This is a genomic window from Rhizobium sp. BT-226, from assembly GCF_025847085.2.
Lineage (GTDB): Bacteria > Pseudomonadota > Alphaproteobacteria > Rhizobiales > Rhizobiaceae > Rhizobium > Rhizobium sophorae.
The window spans coordinates 222960-241060 of sequence record NZ_JAOYTI010000006.1 but is presented as its reverse complement, the minus strand read 5'-3'; the positions used below and the strand labels follow the sequence as shown (position 1 = coordinate 241060).

The window sequence follows — 18101 nt, the reverse complement described above, 5'->3', positions numbered from 1 at the left end:
GCAGCCGGACATCTATCGATCGCAGCGCCAACGCCTACATGCGTTGGGGGATATTCCCGTCTCGGGCCGCCGGAGCAGCCCGAGGGATCACTTTGAGGCGAAGGCGCTCAAGCGCTTTCCCCAGGAGACGCTTATGCGCTCTCCCTGAACTCGTCGTCGCTGGCGTCTGGACCACCCATCGACATATCGAGAGCAAAGCCTTTGAGACGCTGCTGTTGAGCCAAAATCGTCTGGCCGCGGCCTTGGCTCTGGGCCTGCGGGACAGCTTTACGGACAGCGGCCGGGGCCTTCACCTTGGCCGAAGCTTTTGGCTGCGCTTTGTTGGCGCCGGACCGCACGCTGCCTGCCGTATCAACCTTGAAGAAGGCGATCGACGTCTGCAGCTCTTCGGCCTGGGAGGCGAGTTCCTCGGAAGTTGCCGACATCTGCTCGGAGGCGCCGGCGTTCTGCTGCGTCACCTTGTCGAGCTGCTGGATCGCTTCGTTGATCTGCGAGGCGCCGATATCCTGTTCGCGGCAGGCGGCACTGATTTCGGAAACCAGTTCCGCCGTCTTGCGGATGTCGGGCACCAGCCGGCCGAGCATGTCGCCGGCATCGGCGGCAGCCTTCACCGTATCGCTCGACATCGAGCTGATTTCGGCCGCCGCCGACTGGCTGCGTTCGGCAAGCTTGCGCACCTCGGAGGCGACGACCGCAAAACCCTTGCCATGTTCACCGGCACGAGCGGCTTCGACGGCAGCATTCAGAGCCAGCAGATCGGTCTGGCGGGCGATTTCCTGGACGATGCCGATCTTCTGGGCAATCGTGCGCATGGCGTCGACAGCACGCGTCACCGCTTCACCACTCATCTCCGCGTCCTTGGCCGATTGGCGGGCGATCTTTTCTGTCTGGGCAGCGTTATCGGCGTTCTGCTTGATGTTGGCGGCCATCTGTTCCATCGAGGCGGAAGCCTCTTCGGCCGACGCTGCCTGTTCGGTTGCGCCCTGCGATACCTGTTCCGAACTCGCCGAAAGTTCCTGGCTGCCGGAAGAGACGTTGTCGGCGGCCGACAGTGCGTCGGCAACGACGCCGCGCAGGCGTTCGATCATAGTATTGACGTTGCCCAGAAGTTCGCCGATTTCGTCACGGCTGGTGATGTCGGCCATCTTCGTCAGATCGCCTTCCGACACTTCGCGCACCACGATATTGGCCCGGCTAAGACCCTTGCTGATCGTGCTGGCGATCCAGAACGCGGTGACGGCAGCAATCAGCAGGGCGACGGCGGCGACCGCAACCATCATTGTGCGCGTCGTCGTGTACTGCGCTTCGGCGCCATCGTCGGCAGCCTTCATACGCTGCTTTTCAAGTGCCAGGACTTCACTGAGCGTCGAGTCGATGTCGTTGGCAGCGACCCGCGCCGTCGTGACGGAAACGGCATTCGCGCCTTCGGCATTGCCGGCCTTCATATATTCCCGGATCTGATCGTCGGCTGCCGTGAAGGTCTTGGAAAGTTCGGCGATGCGCGCCCAGCGCGCCTTGCCTTCTTCCGTGGCGAGTTCCAACACCTGGTTGAAGGCGTCGGTGAAGTCCTTGCGGGCCTGATTGCTCTTCGCGATTGCGCCGGCCGTCTCCTCGGCGGTACGGGCGGTGAGCAGGTTCTTCTGCTGGCGGATCTCCTCGAGCTGGGCAATGTTGATCTGCTGCGCCAGATCGAGGCGGGCTGCCGGGCCGGCGAGAAGCTTATCGATCGTGTCGTTGAGCGATCCAAGGCTGAAGATGCCGTAAGCGGCGGTGCCTACGAGCATCAGAATGATGAAGGTGAACGCGGTCACCAGTTTCGTCTTGATTGTCAGTCGCATTGTCCAAACCCCTCGTTGAATTCATCCAGCGTCAATTGACGGCTCCCGCCGCATCGTGCCTCGATGAAAAGATCGCCTGCAGATTGGGGAGAATGATGAATTCTCCGCCCCTCTTCACCAGGCAGTTGATGTAGTCGGCGCGCCAGCGCATGCCGACGCTCGGTGGCGCTTCGCTGGCGGACTTTGCAAGCGTCGTCACCTCGTTCACCTTGTCTGTCCTGAGGCCGACGAGCGTCTGCTCGCCCTGCAGATCGATCTCGATGACGATGAAGCGGCTGTCGATCGTCGCCTCTGCTGCTTCCATCCCGAAGGCGAGACGCAGATCGGCGAGCGGAATGACCTTGCCCCGAAAGTTGATGACGCTGGCGACGAAGGGCTGGCTGCCCGGCACCGCGGTCTCTGGAAGCAGGTCCAGGATTTCCTGGACGATGACCGCTTCCAGCGCGAAGGTTTCGCCGTTGAGATCGAAGGTCAGGACCTCGACTTCCTCGGCATAGTTCCAGTGATTGTCAAATCGTTCGGCTGCTGCTGTTGCACTCATCCTGCTACGCGCAATTGCGCCTCCTGTTGCTGACCCGCGGCCACCAGGTGCCCGACGTCGAGAATGAGAGCGACGCTGCCGTCGCCGAGAATGGTGGCGCCCGAGAAGGTCGCGACGTTATTGTGCAGTTTCGACATCGACTTGATGACCGTCTGGTGGTCGCCGATGATCTGGTCGACGACCAGGCCGACGCGCTCCGTGCCGGTCGAGATGACGACGACCTTCTGATGCACATCGGGCTTGGTGCCGGTGCGGAAGAGGTCGCGCAGGCGCAGGAACGGCACCAGGCTGTCGCGCAGCGAGATGAAGCTGCGGCCGCGCGAGCGAAGATCTTCCTCGAGCGACAGTTCGAGGCATTCCTCGACCGCCGAAAGCGGGATGACGTAGCGGCCGGAACCGACGCGCACCAGCAGGCCGTCGATGATAGCGAGCGTCAGAGGGATGCGCAGCGACACTTCCGAACCCTGTCCCGGCACGCTGACGATGTCGATCGCGCCGCGGAGCGCCTCGACCGTCTTCTTGACCACGTCCATGCCGACCCCGCGGCCGGACAGATTGGTGATCGCGGCTGCCGTCGAGAAGCCGGGGGCGAAGATCAGCTGCAGCAGCTCGGAGTCGGAAAGCGGCTGGCCGGGCTGGATGAGGCCGGAGGATTCCGCTTTGGCGCGAACCCGTTCGCGATTGATCCCGCGGCCGTCGTCCTTGATCGCGATGATCACCTCGCCGCCGGCCTGACGGGCCGAAAGCGTCACCGTGCCGGCTTCGTTCTTGCCGGAGGCAAGGCGGTCGGCAGGCATTTCGAGGCCGTGATCGATCGAGTTGCGCACCAGATGCACCAGCGGATCGGCCAGACGTTCGATAACGGTTTTGTCGACTTCGGTGCTCTCGCCCTCCGTCACCAGTTCGATCACCTTGCCGGTCTCGCGAGCGAGATCGTGGACGAGGCGGCGGAAGCGGGAGAAGAGGGTGGCGACCGGCACCATGCGCAGCACCATCATGGTGTCGCGCAATTCGCCGGAGAGGCGTTCAATTTCTTCGGAGACGGAGCGCAACGCGATATCGGTACTGGCGCTGGCGAGCTGGCTGAGGCGCGATTGCGCGATGACGAGCTCGCCGACACGGTCCATCAACTCGTCCAGGCGTTCGGCAGGGACGCGGACATTCTCGGCCGCCTTCGCCTGGCTGACGGCGGCGGGCGCCTCTCGCTTGGCCGGAACCGCCTCGACAGGACGGAATTCCGGGACGGCGGACGGCGGAACGGGCGGCGCCGATGCCGCCGCGACCGGGGCGGGCACTGCCCTTTCCTCGACCGGTGCGGCGGGTGCTGCGGGTGCCGCTGCCGCGCCGTCGATCTCCTCGACGCTAAGTTCCATGTCGTCGAGCACGAAGATGAAGACGTCGTCGATCGCCGAGCGGTCCTGCTCGCTGGTCAGCGTCACGTCCCAGGAAATGTGGAGTTCCGTCGGAGTGAGCTCGTCGAGGGGCGGAATGGCCGAGGTGTTGGCGCGCACGTTGCATTCGCCGAGATCGCGCAGCTCGTCCAGCAGGCCGAGCGGGTTGGTGCCGTTGGCCATCGAATTGGCGGGCAGGCTGAAGCGGATGCGCCAGCTGTTTTTCTTTTTCGCCGTTGCCTCGCGAATGGCGGCGGGGGTGGGAGCAGCCGCCGCTGCTGGCGCCGCTTCCTTGCCGCCGACGGCAGCCTGCAGCTGCGCCAGAAGCTTATGCCCGGTATCGCCGTGATCGGCGTCCGGCTGGTCGACCAGAGCACGCATGTGGTCCTGGGCGGCGAGAACGGCGGCCACGAGTTCGCTGGTCGCCGCGACCTCGCCCTTGCGGACACGGTCGAAGGCTGTTTCGCAATGATGGGTGAAGGCGGCGAGCGCTTCGAAACCGAACATCGCGCCGGAGCCCTTGAGCGTGTGGAGCCCGCGGAACACGGCGTCGACGAGATCCTTATTGTCGAGCTGATGGGTCAGGTCGAGAAGACCGGCCTCGATCGCTTCGAGGCATTCAGCGGCTTCGGTGCGGAATACGGCGACAGGATCGAGCGTACTCATCGTCCGAGAACCTTCTTGACGATCTTGACCAGGCTTTCCGGGTCGAACGGCTTGGTCAGCCAGCCCGTCGCGCCGGCGGCCTTGGCGCGCGCCTTGAGGTCAGCGTCCGATTCCGTCGTCAGGAAGATGATCGGAACGCCGGCCTGCGCCGGCAGCTTGCGCAGTTCCTCGATCATCGTCAGCCCGTCCATGACAGGCATATTGAGATCGGTCACGATCAGATCGAAGCTGCTTCCCTTGGCCGTTGCGAGGCCCTCTGCCCCGTTGACCGCCTCGGTGACGCTATAGCCGGCATTGGTCAGCGTGACTTTGGTGGTCAGACGAATGCTGGCGGAATCGTCGACAGTCAGGATATTTGCACTCATAACGTCACCTCTTTATGCAACCAGAAATTTGCGTCTTCTCGATCGAAGGATTCGATGAAACCGGCGCGCTCAAGTACCTTCAGCACCGAGCCGCTGGCCGGAGAAGAAAGTTTGAACGTCTTTCCCTTGGCCTTTGCTTGGCGGCGCGAGGATTCGATAAGTTGAACGAAACTCAGATCCGCTTCCGCGCCTTCGGGAATGTTGATGGTGATTGTATCATTACTATGAAATTCATCAGTAAACTTTGAGTATAGTTCGGACATGTTACGAATAGTGAGCACTTCCGGGAAATTTATAGATTCGTAATATTGTTTCTGAGTATCCAATGCAGCCTCCTGGGCCAGAAAAATACTTGATGACCCTAAAAGGACTCTCACGGCAGCGTTAATGCAGAGTAAACAGCGGTTGTAGGAAACTGCCGTATAGCACGTTCCGCGACTCCCAATTCTCATCCGGGATAAGTTGTATTTTTCCCTCAAAATTTAGAAATAAATAAAATAAAAACAATATGTTGAATCATAAAGCCGAGCGTTAGGCTTTCACCGACACACCATCAACATCTTTCGTTAATCACAACGCTGGCGAGTCCCGGCGCGTTTACCGGACGTTTCCATCCTGCCCGTAAAAATAGAGTCGAATTGCCTGTATATTAAGAAAAGGTATAAAAGTGGCACACGCTCTGGTATCACCGAACGCTGCAGCCTACACATCAGGGCGGGACATCAGCCAGACCCTGGAATCTGCTCGGAGCCAGGTCGAGGAACGTTTCCTCGAAGGCGGCACCGTGCTGCTCTCGGTGATGGATGTCCTCAACCGTCTGTTGAACTCGCTCGAGAGCGTCACCACAACGCTCGACAACAAGGAGGCGAGCGACACCAGCGCCGATCTCCGCGCCACGGTGGAGAGCCTGATGGCGCTGCCCGTCACCGAGGAAAACCGGCAGCAGGCGCTCGTTTCGCTGGCGCATACCGGCAGGGAACTGCGCAAGCACGTCGCCGACATGCAGGAGACGATGCGTTATCTCAGAACCTTCGCGGTGACCGTGAAGATCACCGGTGCCGGCCTTGCCGAATTCGCCGGCTTCGCTCAGGAGATCCTGGAGCGCATCTATTCCGGCACCGATGAGGTCAACCGTTTCGCCACGCACCTCGACAGTCTCGATAAGGAGGTCAAGCTCGCCGCCTCCTTTGGCGCCGGTGTTTCCAAGGGCTATGCCGATACCGTTCCGGCCGTCGCGGCAGCGCTCCGCGATGATGCCGCCAAGATCGCCGGACATCGCAAGGATCTCGGCGTCATCGCCCGCGAGGTCGGCGCAATTGCCCGCGCCGTCCAAAGCAAGGTCGCCTCGACCCTGTCTGCCCTGCAGATCGGCGATATCACCCGCCAGCGCATCGAGCATGTGCAGGCCACCTTTTCGCTGCTTGAAGATTTTTTTGCCGGCGAGGATGGCGCGAGGCTCGATGCCGACGCGCGCCAGCGCCTCCAGAACGTCATTCACCATCTGACAGCGGCGCAGATGAGCGACATGTGCGCAAATTTCCAGCGGGATTCCGAAAACGTCGTCAAGACGATCGCGAGTTTCGACCACGACATGCGGGAGATTCTCAAGCTGCGCGATCAGATGAGCGGTGAGGGTGGCGAGGCCGGCGGCAACTTCATGCGCGCGCTGGAATCCAGCGTTTCAGCCGCCCATGAAATCGTCAAGCAGGTCGACACGGCAAGCCGCCAGGCTGACCAGGTAAGCCAGTCGACGATCGGTACGGCCGCCAAGCTCTCCGAAGCGATCGGCAACATCCGCGCCGTCAAGACCGACATTCACTATATGGCTTTGAATACCAACCTGCGCTGCAGCCGGCTCGGCGAGGAAGGCAAGTCGATCAACGTCGTCACCGCCGAGCTGCGCATCTTCGCCGGCAAGCTCGACGATTCCGCCGACGCCATCGTCAACGGCCTGCCGGCGCTCGAAGCTGCGGCCGGGCGCGTCGCCCCCGCCACGGATGCCGGAGCCGGCAATCTCGGAGAAAGCCTGACCTCGGCCGTCGGCAACATCCGCTCTGCAGCCAACGTGATGGAAAACGAGTTGAAGGTGCTCGCCGAGAACGGTCGCGAGGTCGCCAACAAGATCAGCCTATTGATCGGCAAGCTCGATTTCCAGCATAATCTCGGCGAAGTCCTTGCCGGCTGCGCCGATATGCTCGAAGGGGTCGCCGGCACCGATGTCGCCGACATCTCCGATCTCGCCGAGACGATCGCGCCGCTCGACCGCAAGATCTTCAAGCACTATACGATGGTCCAGGAGCGCAGCATTCATCGCGGCATCATTCCGGCGAGCGAGGACAGCACCTCCGCTCCCGCCGAAACCGCCAAAGCCGAAAACGATGAAGACCTCTTCGCCGATGCGCTTTTTTAGGTTGGAACGCGACAGCGCCGCACGTCTTTTCAGACGCGCAAAGGATGTTGTAGCAGCATAATGCCCAAATCGATTCAGATTTAAGGGATTATGCAATAGCCCGTCCGCCTCGTCGGCCGGGTCGCCAAGCGGTCGCTATCGCCGCCGGAACTTGTTGGCGGCGTCGATCGCCGCCTTCTGCTGGGTGTCCTCGATGCCGAGATAGAAATCCTCGAGCGCCGGATCGGCGAGCCCGGCCCGGCGTGAGAGCACGTACCACTTCGCCGCCTCGATCGGATTGGGCGCCGTGCCGATCGCGTTGATATAGAGATGGGCGAGCTTGTTCTGCGCGGCGACATTGCCGCCATTGGCGGCAAGTTTCAGCCATTCGAAGCCCTTGACGTAATCCTTCGGCCCGCCGACGCCGTTGACCAGCCAGATGCCGAGATCAAGCTGGGCCGTGTCGAAGCCGGCGCGCGCCGCGCGTGCCATCCATTCGCGAGCGAGCTTCTTCTTTTCCTCCGGCAGGTCCTTCAGCGTCGCATAGATCTGCGCCACGGCATATTGCGAGTCGGCAATGCCCTGCTCGGCCGATTTCTCATAGAATGGCAGCGCCAGCCTCAGTCCCTTCTCGCCGGGATTGTCGGCGATGAGAAGCTGTGCCCAGTTGAATTCCGCCGAAGGATTGCCGGCTTCGGCCGCCTTGTGCATGTAGTCGTCGGCCTTGACCTTGTCGCGCGGCACGCCCTCGCCTTCCATCAGGATCAGCGCATATTTGAACATCGCCGCCGCATCGCCGCCTTCGGCCGCCTTGCCGTACCAGAAGGCAGCGCTTTTCACGTCCTTCTTGACGCCGAGGCCCTGCGAGAGGATTTCGCCGATCAGCGTCTGCGCCGCCGGATCGCCGAGCTGGGCGCGCGGCAGCGCCTTGTCCATTGCCGTCAGGTAATAACCGCGCTGGAAGGCGCCGTAGGCCTCGTCGATCGGCCCCTTGTAATCCTTCTCCGGCGGCAGGTCCGGCAGCTTCGCGCCCATGCGGTCGAATACGCCGACACCATCGGAAGGTTGCACGCCCGGGCTGGAAGGCCGGTCGGTGCGGAAGGTCGAAGCCGGCCCCGTGTCCGGCTGGCTGATGACGCTGTCCGGCGCCTGCGCCAAGGCAACATTCGGCCCGGCCGCAAGGAAGGTGGCCATGCCGGCGAGGAGATATTTCAAAAGACGGGCGGGCGGGATCGGCATGAGCGCGATTTCAATCCTCAAACCGTGGCGCTTTTTCGTCAAGCAACGCATTGATCTCGGCAACGACGGACGGCGCCCGGGCGGGCTCGCCGAAGACCGCCAGCCGCATCGCCACGAACTCCGCTCCGGTCTCGGCGACGGCGAGCGCCGAAGCCGGATCGGTACCGCCCATGACGATGCAGGGAATCTCGATCATCGAGGCCCACCATTCGCCGAGCGCCAGGTTCTTCGGATGCGCCTCCGGCTTGATGTCCCCGTCGAGCTTGCCGAAGAAGATATAGTCCGGCCTGACTTCGCCGATCTCCAGCGCGTGGTGGCGGTCAGCCGCGTTGCCGCCGCCGACGATCAGCTTCGGCGCATGTTTGTCGATCGCCTCCGAAAGGGCCTCCGCATTGCCGGAAAGGTGCAGGCCGTCGGCCTTCGCCCGGCCTGCGACACGGCTGTCGCCTGCTATCAGCGCGGCGGCGCCAGCGTCCTGGATCAACGGCACCAGCTTTTCGGCATGTTTCTGGAAGGTGCCGTCGTCGCGCCCGTATTGCGGCACGATCACCGAGGCGACATCGCCGCCCTTCAGCGCGTCGGCGACGATCTTTGCCTGTTCATCGGCATCGGCGATATCAGGTGCGATGAGCACAAGGCGGCAGCGGTTTTCCGGTTCGGTCATGGGGTCTTTCCGTTTCCTGCGAATTCCCCTTCGAAATGAGGGATCCGCACTCGTTTTGTGTGAGTAGTTCCGTTAGACGAGGCTTGCAAGAGGAGGACGTCGAAAGCATGCCGCAGGATTTTTCATTCTACTACGCCGCCGTGCCCGCCGTTCTGCTGGTGGGCCTCGCAAAGGGCGGTATGGGCGACGCTTTGTCGCTGATCGGCTTGCCCTTCCTCGCCCTCGTCGTCTCGCCGGTCGAGGCGGCGGCGATCCTGCTGCCGATCCTGGTCTTCATGGACGTCATCTCGCTCGTCATCTGGCGCAAGCATGGCGACTGGACGACGCTGAAGATCATGCTGCCGGGCGCCGTCTTCGGCATTGCGCTAGGCTGGGCGACCTCGGCGCTGGTTCCGGGCAACATGCTGCGCATCGTCATCGGCGCGGTGACAATCCTCTTCTGCCTGCGCTATTTCTGGAGCAATTTCGGCCCAGGCGCCGGCAAGGTGGCCCCACCGCGCGGCCAGCGGTCGGTAGCAGCCAGCCTCTGGGGCACATTCTCCGGTTACGGCAGCTTCGTCGCCCATGCCGGCGGCGCACCCTTCCAGATCTATGCCCTGCCGCTCAAATTGCAGCCACGCGAATATACCGGCACCAGCGTGCGCTTCTTCGCGATCCTCAACGCCATCAAGCTGGTCCCCTATTTCGCGCTCGGCCAACTCGGCACCCAGAACCTTGCGACCTCCGCAACGCTTCTGCCCTTCGCCCCGCTCGCCACCATTGCCGGCGCCTGGTGCGTGCGCCGGATGAAGCCACAGATCTTCTACCCCTTCATGTATGCAATGGCTCTGATCGCCGCCTTCCTGATCCTGCGCGAGGGCCTTGGCTGGTAAGCGGCCCTATAGCGCCGCGCGTCTTTTCAAGAGCGCAAATGACGCTGTAGCACTTTGAATGGCTGCACGCTGCAATGCACAATTTCCTTGCTGGCACGGCCTGTTTGACGTAGCGTTGCCGCCATGTCGAACACAGACCCGTTCTCTGCGATTGCCGATCCGAACCGGCGGTTTCTGCTGGAGGAATTGCGTCGCGCGCCACGGACGGTCAATGAGCTCGCCGAAGGCCTGCCGATCAGCCGTCCTGCTGTTTCGCAGCACCTGAAGGCGCTTCTCGACAGCAATCTCGTTTCCGTGACCTCGGAAGGCACCAAACGCATCTACACGGTCAACAACCGCGGCTTCGACAAGCTCAATTTGTGGCTGGATCAGTTCTGGGCCTGATGCACGTTCCCATGAGATTTGGGAATACGATGCAAATCACAAGGAATGCGATGTGAGATGTGGCGACCCAAAAGCGCCAGCCACGATGCCGGATGCATCGGACTGGCGCAAATATGGTGTCAAATCACCGGTTCTTGCAAATTTTTGGTGGAATGGATGGATTTACCTTGTTGCGCAAGATGATCGCCCGGCGACCCTTGGGAAGACTAGTGGACGGATGACTTAAGACGCTGAATCTCGTCCTTGATGCGCAGCTTGCGGCGCTTGCATTCGGCAAGTTCCGTATCGGAAATAGAGGGAGATGTTCTGAGCGCGTGCAACTCCTCCTCGAGAGCGACATGCTTTTTCTGGAGTGACTCAAGATGAGCTTGAACAGTCATATGACCCTTCCTTCCTCTTACCCTCCCCGGCCAACATCGTCGGGGATCAAGGTGTCAACGGGCGGGACTGTGACACATTTTTGAAGGCTTGTCGAAGGCCAAAAGATGAAGACTGGATGGCAATTTCATGATCAAGACTAACTAGCCGTTACCTGTATTTGGTGATAGGAGCTTGCGGAAATCATCGCCAGATCGGACAAGGTCCAGGGACGATAACGGGGAATGCATATGGCCGATCAGGAACAGGCGGAAATCAGGCTCACGGTGGCGCGTCTGCGCCAGGAGCACGAGGATTTCGACGCCGCGATCAACGCCATGATCCAGACCGGATGCGATGCTCTGCGGATCCAGCGCATGAAAAAGAAGAAGCTCGTTATCAAGGACAAGCTCTCCAAGCTGGAAGATCAGATCATCCCTGACATCATCGCCTGAGAGGGAATAGCAGCAACGATGACAGACAGACCACCCGTCGCCATCATCATGGGCAGCCAGTCCGACTGGGAGACCATGAAAAACGCCGCCGACACGCTGGAGGCGCTGGAAATTCCCTATGACGCGCGCATCATTTCAGCGCACCGCACAGTCGACCGGCTGGTCAATTTCGCCAAGGGCGCACGCGCGGAGGGCTTCAAGGTCATCATCGCCGGCGCCGGCGGCGCCGCCCATCTGCCGGGTATGACCGCCGCGATGACGCCGCTGCCGGTCTTCGGCGTGCCGGTCCAGTCGAAAGCCCTGTCCGGCCAGGACAGCCTCCTTTCCATCGTGCAGATGCCGGCCGGTATTCCTGTCGGTACGCTCGCCATCGGCAAGGCCGGCGCGGTCAACGCCGCCCTTCTCGCCGCCGCGGTGCTTGCCCTTTCCGACGAAGAAATTGCCGACCGGCTCGACGAATGGCGCGAGCGCCAGAGTGCTGCCGTCGCCGAATACCCGATGGACGATCTATGACGGCAAGAACGATCGGCATTATCGGCGGCGGCCAGCTCGGCCGCATGCTGGCCATTGCCGCCGCCAAGTTGAATTTTCGCACGGTCATCCTCGAGCCGCAGGCAGACTGCCCGGCCGCCCAGCTCGCCAACCGGCAGATTACCGCCGCCTATGACGATCCGGCGGCACTGGCCGAACTCGCCGATATTTCTGACGTCGTCACCTACGAATTCGAGAACGTGCCCGTTGCAGCCGCCGAAACGCTGTCGGCGCGCGTGCCCGTCTATCCGCCGCCGAAGGCGCTGGAAGCCGCCCAGGACCGTCTCGTCGAAAAACGCTTTCTCAACGGCTGTGGCATAACCACTGCCCGCTTCCATGCGATCGACAGCCAGGCCGATCTCGAGGCGGTACTGAAGGATTTCGGCGGCCAGGGCGTGCTGAAGACCCGCCGTCTCGGTTATGATGGCAAGGGCCAGAAGGTTTTCCGCTCGGCCGCAGACAGCCCGGATGGCGCCTATGCGGCACTTGGCGGCGTGCCGCTCATCCTCGAAAGCTTCGTCGCCTTCGAGCGAGAGGTCTCGATCATCGCTGCCCGCGCTACCGACGGTACGGTCGTCTGCTTCGATCCCGCCGAGAATGTCCACCGCAGCGGTATCCTCCACACCTCGACGGTTCCCGCCGCGATCTCCGCGCCGGCGGCGGACGCCGCGCGGCAATCGGCCGAGAAAATCCTTGCCGCATTGAACTATGTCGGCGTCATCGGCATCGAATTCTTCGTGCTTGCCGATGGCGGTCTGATTGCCAACGAGATGGCGCCGCGTGTCCACAACTCCGGTCACTGGACGGAAGCCGCCTGCGTCGTCAGCCAGTTCGAGCAGCATATCCGCGCCGTTGCCGGCCTGCCGCTCGGCAATGCCGAGCGCCATTCCGACTGCGTCATGCAGAACCTGATCGGCGACGATATCCTTGCCGTTCCCGACTGGCTGCGGCGCCCCGATACGCTGGTTCATCTCTATGGCAAGACCGAGTGGCGCCCCGGCCGCAAGATGGGCCATGTCACCACCTTGACGCCGAAATCGCCGGTTTTAGCCTGAGAAAACACCGCGACGCCTTGGGAAAAACACCTTCATGTGGTTGACACGGAAAAGGTGAAGAGGTATCTGCTCCCCACCTAAACAGCGCGCCCGATGGCGCGCTTTTGATTGTTAAAGATACGGGCGAATGTGAATTCCCCCATAGAGATCGCGGATCAGAAAAATGAAGATCAAGAATTCGCTCAAGTCGCTCAAGGCTCGTCACCGTGACAACCGTCTGGTTCGCCGCAAGGGCCGCATCTACATCATCAACAAGCTGAACCCGCGCTTCAAGGCTCGTCAGGGCTGATTTCGCGCGTCCGGATCGCCCTGCCGCGTGCGCTTGCGCCGGCGGATATATCCGGTGGGTCGCTGCGGTGATCACGTCAAATTTGTTTGATCTTCAGCGCTGGCGGGCTAATATGTCCGCCATGCGCTTTTTTGCTTTGACATTCGCGGCGCTGCCGCTCGCCCTCATTTTTCTCACCTCCTCCTTTCCGGCCGCCGCCGCGGAAGAGCCCGTTGCCGCCGCGAAAAAGGACGTCATCGTCGAGCAGGCGGATGCCAACTCTTCGCCGAAGCAGCACATCGACCAGCTCTTCAGCCAGCTGAAGCGCGAACGCGATCCCGAAAAGGCCAGCGGCATCGCCAATGAAATCCGCATGGAATGGAACGATTCCGGCAGCGCCACCATCAATCTGCTGATGCAGTGGGCCGACAAGGCGATCGAGGAAAAGCGCAACCCCGCGGCCCTCGATTTCCTCGACGAGGCAATCGCGCTGAAGCCCGATTATGCCGAAAGCTGGAACCGCCGCGCCACGCTGAATTTCGTCATGGGAAATTATCGCAAGTCGATGTCCGACATCGAACGTGTGCTCGATCTCGAGCCGCGCCATTTCGGCGCGCTCTCCGGCATGGCGGCGATCCTCAGCAATTCCGGCAACGATCAGCTGACCTTGAAGGCGTGGGAGCGTTTTCTCGATATCTATCCCGCCGAACGCACCGCGCAGGAACAGGCCAACACGCTTGCGGAAAAACTTGCCGGCAACCGCACCTGATTCTCGACCGGTAACCTTGATGTCGGATCGCGCCGCGCAATTTTGGAATATGGAGGGAAACGATGTAGCGGTCTGTCCGCCCGCAAGTGATCCCGCAATTATCGCTCGTTAAGATCATGCTTGCAGAAGTTTCCGCTCTTCTCGTCCCGCTCGCCGCCGCCATCGGTTACTCATCCTATAAGGCGCGGCAATTCGAACAGGCCTATCCGAATATCGGCGAACTGACGGATGTCGGCGGCTACCGCATGAATGCCGTCCACATCGAACCTCCCGAAAATGCGGATCTGCCGGCGCTGGTCTTCATTCACGGTGCCAGCGGCAATCTGCTCGACCAGGTCGTTGCCTTCCGCGCCGCACTCGAAGGCCGAGCGGAAATGCTGTTTGTCGATCGTCCCGGTCATGGCTATTCCGAACGCGGCGGCCCTGAGAACGCCGTCCCCTCCGGCCAGGCAGATGCGATCGCCAGGCTGATGGAGAAGCGTGGCATCGAGAAGGCGATCATCGTCGGCCATTCCTTCGGCGGCGCGATCACCGCCGCCTTCGGCCTGCGCCATCCTGACAAGACCGCCGGCCTGCTCTTCCTCGCGCCCGCCACCCATCCTTGGCCGGGCGGCATCGACTGGTACTATCACGTGGCGACAGTGCCGATCGTCGGCTGGCTCTTCAACCATGCGATCGTCGTGCCGCTCGGGCTGAGCCGGCTGGAGCGCGGCACGCTGAATGTCTTCCGTCCCAATCCTCGCCCGGCCGACTACATCGAAAAAACCGGTCCGTCGCTGGTGCTGCGCCCCAGCGCCTTCCACAACAACGCAGCCGACTTCAAAAGGCTGCTCGCCTATGTGAAGGAGCAGTCGCTGCTCTATTCGCAGATCACCGCGCCGACCGTCATCATAACAGGCGACCGCGACGAGATCGTCTGGGAACACCTGCATTCGCGCGGCCTTGCCCGCGATATATCAGGTTCCGAGCTCATTACCGTCAGGGGCGTCGGCCACAAGCCGGATTACCTCGCAACCGATGTCGCCATCGCCGCCATGGAGAAGATATCAGGCAAGCCGCGCGACCTGCAGGCAATCGCCCGCAACGCCGAAGAGAGGCTTGCCGCCGCCTCACGCGATCGGACGGTCGCAACCGCGCCGTCGTTGGCGCCTGCTGCGCCGCGTGTCTTTTCAGACGCGCAAAACACGCTGTAGCACGTTGAATTGTATCGCTATCCAGCCAAGGGCCGCATGTCCTTCGACCGCGGCTCTGACGACGACACCAACCGGAAACTCGCCGAACTCCTGACGCTTTAGTTTTTGTTTTTACGCATGTCGTCGTCGCAAGCCGCTGCACAGTTTTGCGCGACATGATTTAAAGCCAACCCCTTGCATTGCCTCGGGCCCAGGCAGTCCCATATGTTTTTCCATCATTGTCCATAGGAGGGGAAATCATGGGCCGCCTGCATATCGGGACGATCTCCGTCTTCACAGCACTTTCGCTGAGCTTGACTCCAGCCTTCGCCGCTTCGCCGGCGCCAGTCGAAGCCGAGCACGGCATGGTCGTCACCGCCCAGCATCTGGCGACCGATGTCGGCGTCGAGGTCCTGAAAGGCGGCGGCAACGCCGTCGATGCGGCGGTCGCCGTTGGTTATGCGCTGGCGGTGGTCTATCCCTCGGCCGGTAATCTCGGCGGTGGCGGCTTCATGACCATCCGCCTGAAGGACGGCACCAAGACCTTCCTCGATTTTCGCGAACGCGCGCCGCTTGCCGCAACCAAGGCCATGTATCTCGACGCCAAGGGCGATATCGTGCCCCGCGCCAGCCTCGACGGTTATCTCGCCGTCGGCGTGCCGGGTTCTGTCATGGGCTTGGAGACCGCGCGCGAGAAATACGGCACCAAATTGCGCCAGGATCTGATCGCGCCGGCACTTCGCTTCGCCAAAGAGGGTTTCACGCTGGAACAGGGCGACGCCGCAAGCTTTGCCGGCAGCGCCAAGCGCCTCGCCAAGGATGAGGCGGCGGCAAAGATATTCCTGAAACCGGACGGCAAACCCTATGCATCGGGAGAAAAACTCCAGCAGCCGGACCTTGCTTCGGTCCTGGCAGGCATCTCCGAAAAAGGCCCCGACGCCTTCTACAGGGCCGCGCCCGCTGAGGCGATCGTCAAGGCGAGCCAGGCCAAGGGCGGCATCCTCGCCAAAGAGGATTTCGAGCAATATGCCGTGCGCGAATTGAAGCCGATCGAGTGCAATTATCGCGGCTACGACATCATCTCCTCGCCGCCGCCCTCCTCCGGCGGCGTCATCATCTGCGAGATCCTCAATGTTCTCGAAGGCTATCCGCTCTCGTATCTCGGTTATAACTCGGCCGAAACCGTGCACATCATGGTCGAGGCGATGCGTTATGCCTATGTCGACCGCAATGCAGCACTCGGCGATCCCGACTTCGTCGAGAACCCGGTCACAAAGCTGCTCGACAAGAAATATGCTCTGGAAATTGCCGCCAAGATCGATCCCTACAAGGCCGGCACTTCGGCGAACCTGAAACCGCTCGGCGGCAAGGAAAGCAACGAGACGACGCATTATTCGATCATCGACGACGAGGGCAATGCGGTCGCCGTCACCTATACGCTGAATGGCTCCTTCGGTGCCGGCGTCGTAGCGCCCGGCACCGGTGTGCTGCTGAACAACGAAATGGACGATTTCACTTCCAAGCCCGGCGTGCCGAACCTCTACGGACTGGTGCAGGGCGAGGCCAATGCCATCGCCCCGAAGAAGACGCCGCTCTCCTCGATGAGCCCGACAATCGTCACCCGGGACGGCAAACCCTTTATGGTGATCGGCAGCCCCGGCGGCTCGCGCATCATCACCATCACACTGGAAGCGATCCTCAATGTCGTCGATTTCGGCATGGATATCAGCCAGGCGGTCAATGCCCCGCGCCTCCACCACCAATGGCAGCCCGACAAAGTCTTTCTCGAACCCTATGCGCTTTCGCCCGATACCGAAAAGACGCTTGCCGCCATGGGCTACAGCTTCGATGGCGGCAATGACGCGCCGCAATGGGGCCAGGCCGCCGGCATCCTCGTCGGCGGCAAAAGCCTTGCCGCCATCGAAAAGGGTGGCGGCGCCCGCTACAACGGCGCCATGGATAGCCGCGCAGTGGAAGGGTCGGCAAGCGGTTACTGACGCTTCGGGGATGGCCTGATCAAACTGTCGGCGGAAGCGCGACGCGGTTCAAGACGCAGCGGTGGCACCATTCATGTCACCGTGACAAAGTCGCCGTTCACAATTACCTTGCCTCGCCCTATGCATGGGCGAACCCGCAAGCAGAAAGATTCCCGAATGGCCAGCATTGAAATGATTGTCGCAGCCCGCGCCCGTCTGCGCGGTCATATCAGGCGCACGCCGCTTCTCTCCTCCCCCTTCCTCAATGAGATTGCCGGCCGGCGTCTCTTCGTGAAGGCGGAATGCCTGCAGCATTCCGGCTCGTTCAAGTTTCGCGGCGGCTGGTCGGCGGTCTCCGGCCTCGATCCGGCGGTGCGCTCGAAGGGCGTCATCGCTTTCTCCTCGGGGAACCACGCCCAGGGCGTTGCGCTTGCGGCCAAGCTGCACAATATCCCCTCCGTGATCATCATGCCGAGCGATGCGCCGAAGCTGAAGATCGACAATACCCGCGCCTTCGGCGCCGAGGTGGTGCTTTACGACCGCGTCAACGAGGATCGCGACGAGATCGGCGCGAGGCTTTCGGCCGAACGCGGCCTGACACTGATCAAGCCCTTCGACGAACCGCTGGTCATCGCCGGTCAGGGCACGACCGGTCTTGAAATCTCCGAACAAGCCGAAGAGGAAGGCGTGACATCAGCCGAAGTCCTCGTTCCCTGCGGCGGCGGCGGATTGACCTCCGGCATTGCGCTCGCCCTTGAAGCCAGCGCCCCCGGCTTTCGCGTCCGCCCTTGCGAGCCCAAGGATTTCGACGACACCACCCGCTCGCTCGCCTCCGGCAAGATCGAACGCAACGCGGCGGTATCAGGCTCGATCTGCGATGCGATCGTCACGCCGCAGCCCGGCAACATCACTTTCCCGATCCTCAAACGCCTCGCCGGCGCCGGCATCGTCGTCACCGACGAGGAGGCGCTGCGCGCCATGGCACTCGCCTTCACACGGCTAAAGATCGTCGTCGAGCCCGGCGGCGCCGTTGCGCTTGCTGCCGCCCTCTTCCATGGCGACGCCCTGGAAAGCGACACGATCGTCGCCGTCACATCGGGCGGCAACGTCGATGCCGATACTTTCTCCACCGCCTTGGAACGCTTCGGTTGAGGTAAGTGCCCCAACCA

General features: G+C 61.8%; 19 protein-coding genes. 11 read left to right on the top strand and 8 right to left on the bottom strand.

Annotated features, from left to right (window positions below):
• Positions 1–131: 131 nt before the first annotated feature.
• From OIU37_RS30335 to OIU37_RS30315, 5 genes are read right to left on the bottom strand one after another with little or no spacing between them, the layout of a single operon-like run.
• Positions 132–1838 carry a methyl-accepting chemotaxis protein gene (locus OIU37_RS30335; protein WP_180696319.1) on the bottom strand — a complete coding sequence of 569 codons (1707 nt, stop codon included), beginning with the start codon at positions 1836–1838 and terminating at the stop codon, positions 132–134.
• Positions 1839–1869: 31 nt separating this feature from the next.
• Positions 1870–2379, bottom strand: coding sequence for a chemotaxis protein CheW (locus OIU37_RS30330; RefSeq protein ID WP_129419575.1), 510 nt, complete (start codon positions 2377–2379; stop codon positions 1870–1872).
• Positions 2376–4436 (bottom strand): chemotaxis protein CheA, encoded by a 2061-nt coding sequence (locus OIU37_RS30325; protein WP_180696318.1) that lies wholly within the window; start codon positions 4434–4436, stop codon positions 2376–2378. Before OIU37_RS30325 ends, OIU37_RS30330 begins: the two co-directional genes overlap by 4 nt.
• Complete coding sequence (locus OIU37_RS30320; protein ID WP_003552634.1) at positions 4433–4801, bottom strand: response regulator; 369 nt, start codon at positions 4799–4801, stop codon at positions 4433–4435. The genes OIU37_RS30325 and OIU37_RS30320 overlap by 4 nt, the downstream gene beginning before the upstream one ends.
• The gene (locus OIU37_RS30315) at positions 4798–5127 is read right to left on the bottom strand and encodes an STAS domain-containing protein (RefSeq protein WP_180696317.1); all 330 of its coding nucleotides are present in this window, start codon (positions 5125–5127) and stop codon (positions 4798–4800) included. Before OIU37_RS30315 ends, OIU37_RS30320 begins: the two co-directional genes overlap by 4 nt.
• Positions 5128–5468: 341 nt before the next feature.
• Here OIU37_RS30315 and OIU37_RS30310 point away from each other — a divergent pair, with 341 nt between their 5' ends.
• Positions 5469–7211: a chemotaxis protein gene (locus tag OIU37_RS30310; protein ID WP_171605559.1), complete on the top strand. Its 1743-nt coding sequence runs from the start codon at positions 5469–5471 to the stop codon at positions 7209–7211.
• 135 nt (positions 7212–7346) lie between these two features.
• Here the strand turns inward: OIU37_RS30310 and OIU37_RS30305 are convergent, their stop codons facing one another.
• Both OIU37_RS30305 and OIU37_RS30300 read right to left on the bottom strand, forming a co-directional pair.
• Positions 7347–8429 (bottom strand): tetratricopeptide repeat protein, encoded by a 1083-nt coding sequence (locus tag OIU37_RS30305; RefSeq protein ID WP_264259621.1) that lies wholly within the window; start codon positions 8427–8429, stop codon positions 7347–7349.
• A 10-nt stretch (positions 8430–8439) separates the two neighbouring features.
• Complete coding sequence (locus OIU37_RS30300) at positions 8440–9093, bottom strand: thiamine phosphate synthase (protein ID WP_171605557.1); 654 nt, start codon at positions 9091–9093, stop codon at positions 8440–8442.
• Between the two features lie 107 nt (positions 9094–9200).
• On the opposite strand from OIU37_RS30300, the gene OIU37_RS30295 reads away from it, so the two are divergent.
• Together OIU37_RS30295 and OIU37_RS30290 are read left to right on the top strand one after the other, a co-directional pair.
• Positions 9201–9965, top strand: coding sequence for a sulfite exporter TauE/SafE family protein (locus tag OIU37_RS30295; protein ID WP_180696316.1), 765 nt, complete (start codon positions 9201–9203; stop codon positions 9963–9965).
• A gap of 123 nt (positions 9966–10088) precedes the next feature.
• Complete coding sequence (locus tag OIU37_RS30290) at positions 10089–10349, top strand: helix-turn-helix transcriptional regulator (protein WP_003542830.1); 261 nt, start codon at positions 10089–10091, stop codon at positions 10347–10349.
• A gap of 206 nt (positions 10350–10555) precedes the next feature.
• Here OIU37_RS30290 and OIU37_RS30285 read toward each other — a convergent pair whose 3' ends face one another.
• Positions 10556–10729 (bottom strand): YdcH family protein, encoded by a 174-nt coding sequence (locus OIU37_RS30285; RefSeq protein WP_003542831.1) that lies wholly within the window; start codon positions 10727–10729, stop codon positions 10556–10558.
• Positions 10730–10957: 228 nt separating this feature from the next.
• Between OIU37_RS30285 and OIU37_RS30280 the strand changes: the two genes are divergently transcribed.
• The 8 genes from OIU37_RS30280 (at position 10958) to OIU37_RS30245 (ending at position 18084) form a co-directional block, all read left to right on the top strand.
• Positions 10958–11161: a YdcH family protein gene (locus OIU37_RS30280; RefSeq protein ID WP_171605555.1), complete on the top strand. Its 204-nt coding sequence runs from the start codon at positions 10958–10960 to the stop codon at positions 11159–11161.
• Positions 11162–11179: 18 nt separating this feature from the next.
• Entirely contained in the window at positions 11180–11674 is a 495-nt protein-coding gene (gene purE / locus OIU37_RS30275; RefSeq protein WP_011653459.1) for a 5-(carboxyamino)imidazole ribonucleotide mutase, read from the top strand.
• Positions 11671–12747, top strand: a complete 1077-nt coding sequence (locus tag OIU37_RS30270; protein WP_180696315.1) for a 5-(carboxyamino)imidazole ribonucleotide synthase — start codon at positions 11671–11673, stop codon at positions 12745–12747. The genes purE and OIU37_RS30270 overlap by 4 nt, the downstream gene beginning before the upstream one ends.
• Before the next feature lie 163 nt (positions 12748–12910).
• Positions 12911–13036, top strand: coding sequence for a type B 50S ribosomal protein L36 (gene ykgO / locus OIU37_RS30265; protein WP_003566454.1), 126 nt, complete (start codon positions 12911–12913; stop codon positions 13034–13036).
• Between the two features lie 112 nt (positions 13037–13148).
• Entirely contained in the window at positions 13149–13784 is a 636-nt protein-coding gene (locus tag OIU37_RS30260) for a hypothetical protein (RefSeq protein WP_180696314.1), read from the top strand.
• Positions 13785–13900: 116 nt separating this feature from the next.
• Entirely contained in the window at positions 13901–14977 is a 1077-nt protein-coding gene (locus tag OIU37_RS30255; RefSeq protein ID WP_180696313.1) for an alpha/beta fold hydrolase, read from the top strand.
• Positions 14978–15216: 239 nt separating this feature from the next.
• Positions 15217–16953 carry a gamma-glutamyltransferase gene (ggt, locus tag OIU37_RS30250; RefSeq protein ID WP_264259616.1) on the top strand — a complete coding sequence of 579 codons (1737 nt, stop codon included), beginning with the start codon at positions 15217–15219 and terminating at the stop codon, positions 16951–16953.
• A gap of 156 nt (positions 16954–17109) precedes the next feature.
• Positions 17110–18084: a threonine/serine dehydratase gene (locus OIU37_RS30245; RefSeq protein WP_180696311.1), complete on the top strand. Its 975-nt coding sequence runs from the start codon at positions 17110–17112 to the stop codon at positions 18082–18084.
• Positions 18085–18101: the final 17 nt, after the last annotated feature.

Excerpts from the sequence above, each read along its gene's own strand:
- OIU37_RS30335 (WP_180696319.1), bottom strand. The coding sequence starts at position 1,838 with ATGCGACTGACAATCAAGACGAAACTGGTGACCGCGTTCACCTTCATC.
- OIU37_RS30285 (WP_003542831.1), bottom strand. The coding sequence starts at position 10,729 with ATGACTGTTCAAGCTCATCTTGAGTCACTCCAGAAAAAGCATGTCGCT.
- OIU37_RS30290 (WP_003542830.1), top strand. The coding sequence starts at position 10,089 with ATGTCGAACACAGACCCGTTCTCTGCGATTGCCGATCCGAACCGGCGG.
- OIU37_RS30295 (WP_180696316.1), top strand. The coding sequence starts at position 9,201 with ATGCCGCAGGATTTTTCATTCTACTACGCCGCCGTGCCCGCCGTTCTG.
- OIU37_RS30245 (WP_180696311.1), top strand. The coding sequence starts at position 17,110 with ATGGCCAGCATTGAAATGATTGTCGCAGCCCGCGCCCGTCTGCGCGGT.
- OIU37_RS30325 (WP_180696318.1), bottom strand. The coding sequence starts at position 4,436 with ATGAGTACGCTCGATCCTGTCGCCGTATTCCGCACCGAAGCCGCTGAA.
- OIU37_RS30260 (WP_180696314.1), top strand. The coding sequence starts at position 13,149 with ATGTCCGCCATGCGCTTTTTTGCTTTGACATTCGCGGCGCTGCCGCTC.
- OIU37_RS30270 (WP_180696315.1), top strand. The coding sequence starts at position 11,671 with ATGACGGCAAGAACGATCGGCATTATCGGCGGCGGCCAGCTCGGCCGC.
- purE (WP_011653459.1), top strand. The coding sequence starts at position 11,180 with ATGACAGACAGACCACCCGTCGCCATCATCATGGGCAGCCAGTCCGAC.
- OIU37_RS30330 (WP_129419575.1), bottom strand. The coding sequence starts at position 2,379 with ATGAGTGCAACAGCAGCAGCCGAACGATTTGACAATCACTGGAACTAT.
- OIU37_RS30255 (WP_180696313.1), top strand. The coding sequence starts at position 13,901 with ATGCTTGCAGAAGTTTCCGCTCTTCTCGTCCCGCTCGCCGCCGCCATC.
- OIU37_RS30320 (WP_003552634.1), bottom strand. The coding sequence starts at position 4,801 with ATGAGTGCAAATATCCTGACTGTCGACGATTCCGCCAGCATTCGTCTG.
- OIU37_RS30305 (WP_264259621.1), bottom strand. The coding sequence starts at position 8,429 with ATGCCGATCCCGCCCGCCCGTCTTTTGAAATATCTCCTCGCCGGCATG.
- OIU37_RS30300 (WP_171605557.1), bottom strand. The coding sequence starts at position 9,093 with ATGACCGAACCGGAAAACCGCTGCCGCCTTGTGCTCATCGCACCTGAT.
- OIU37_RS30280 (WP_171605555.1), top strand. The coding sequence starts at position 10,958 with ATGGCCGATCAGGAACAGGCGGAAATCAGGCTCACGGTGGCGCGTCTG.
- ggt (WP_264259616.1), top strand. The coding sequence starts at position 15,217 with ATGGGCCGCCTGCATATCGGGACGATCTCCGTCTTCACAGCACTTTCG.
- ykgO (WP_003566454.1), top strand. The coding sequence starts at position 12,911 with ATGAAGATCAAGAATTCGCTCAAGTCGCTCAAGGCTCGTCACCGTGAC.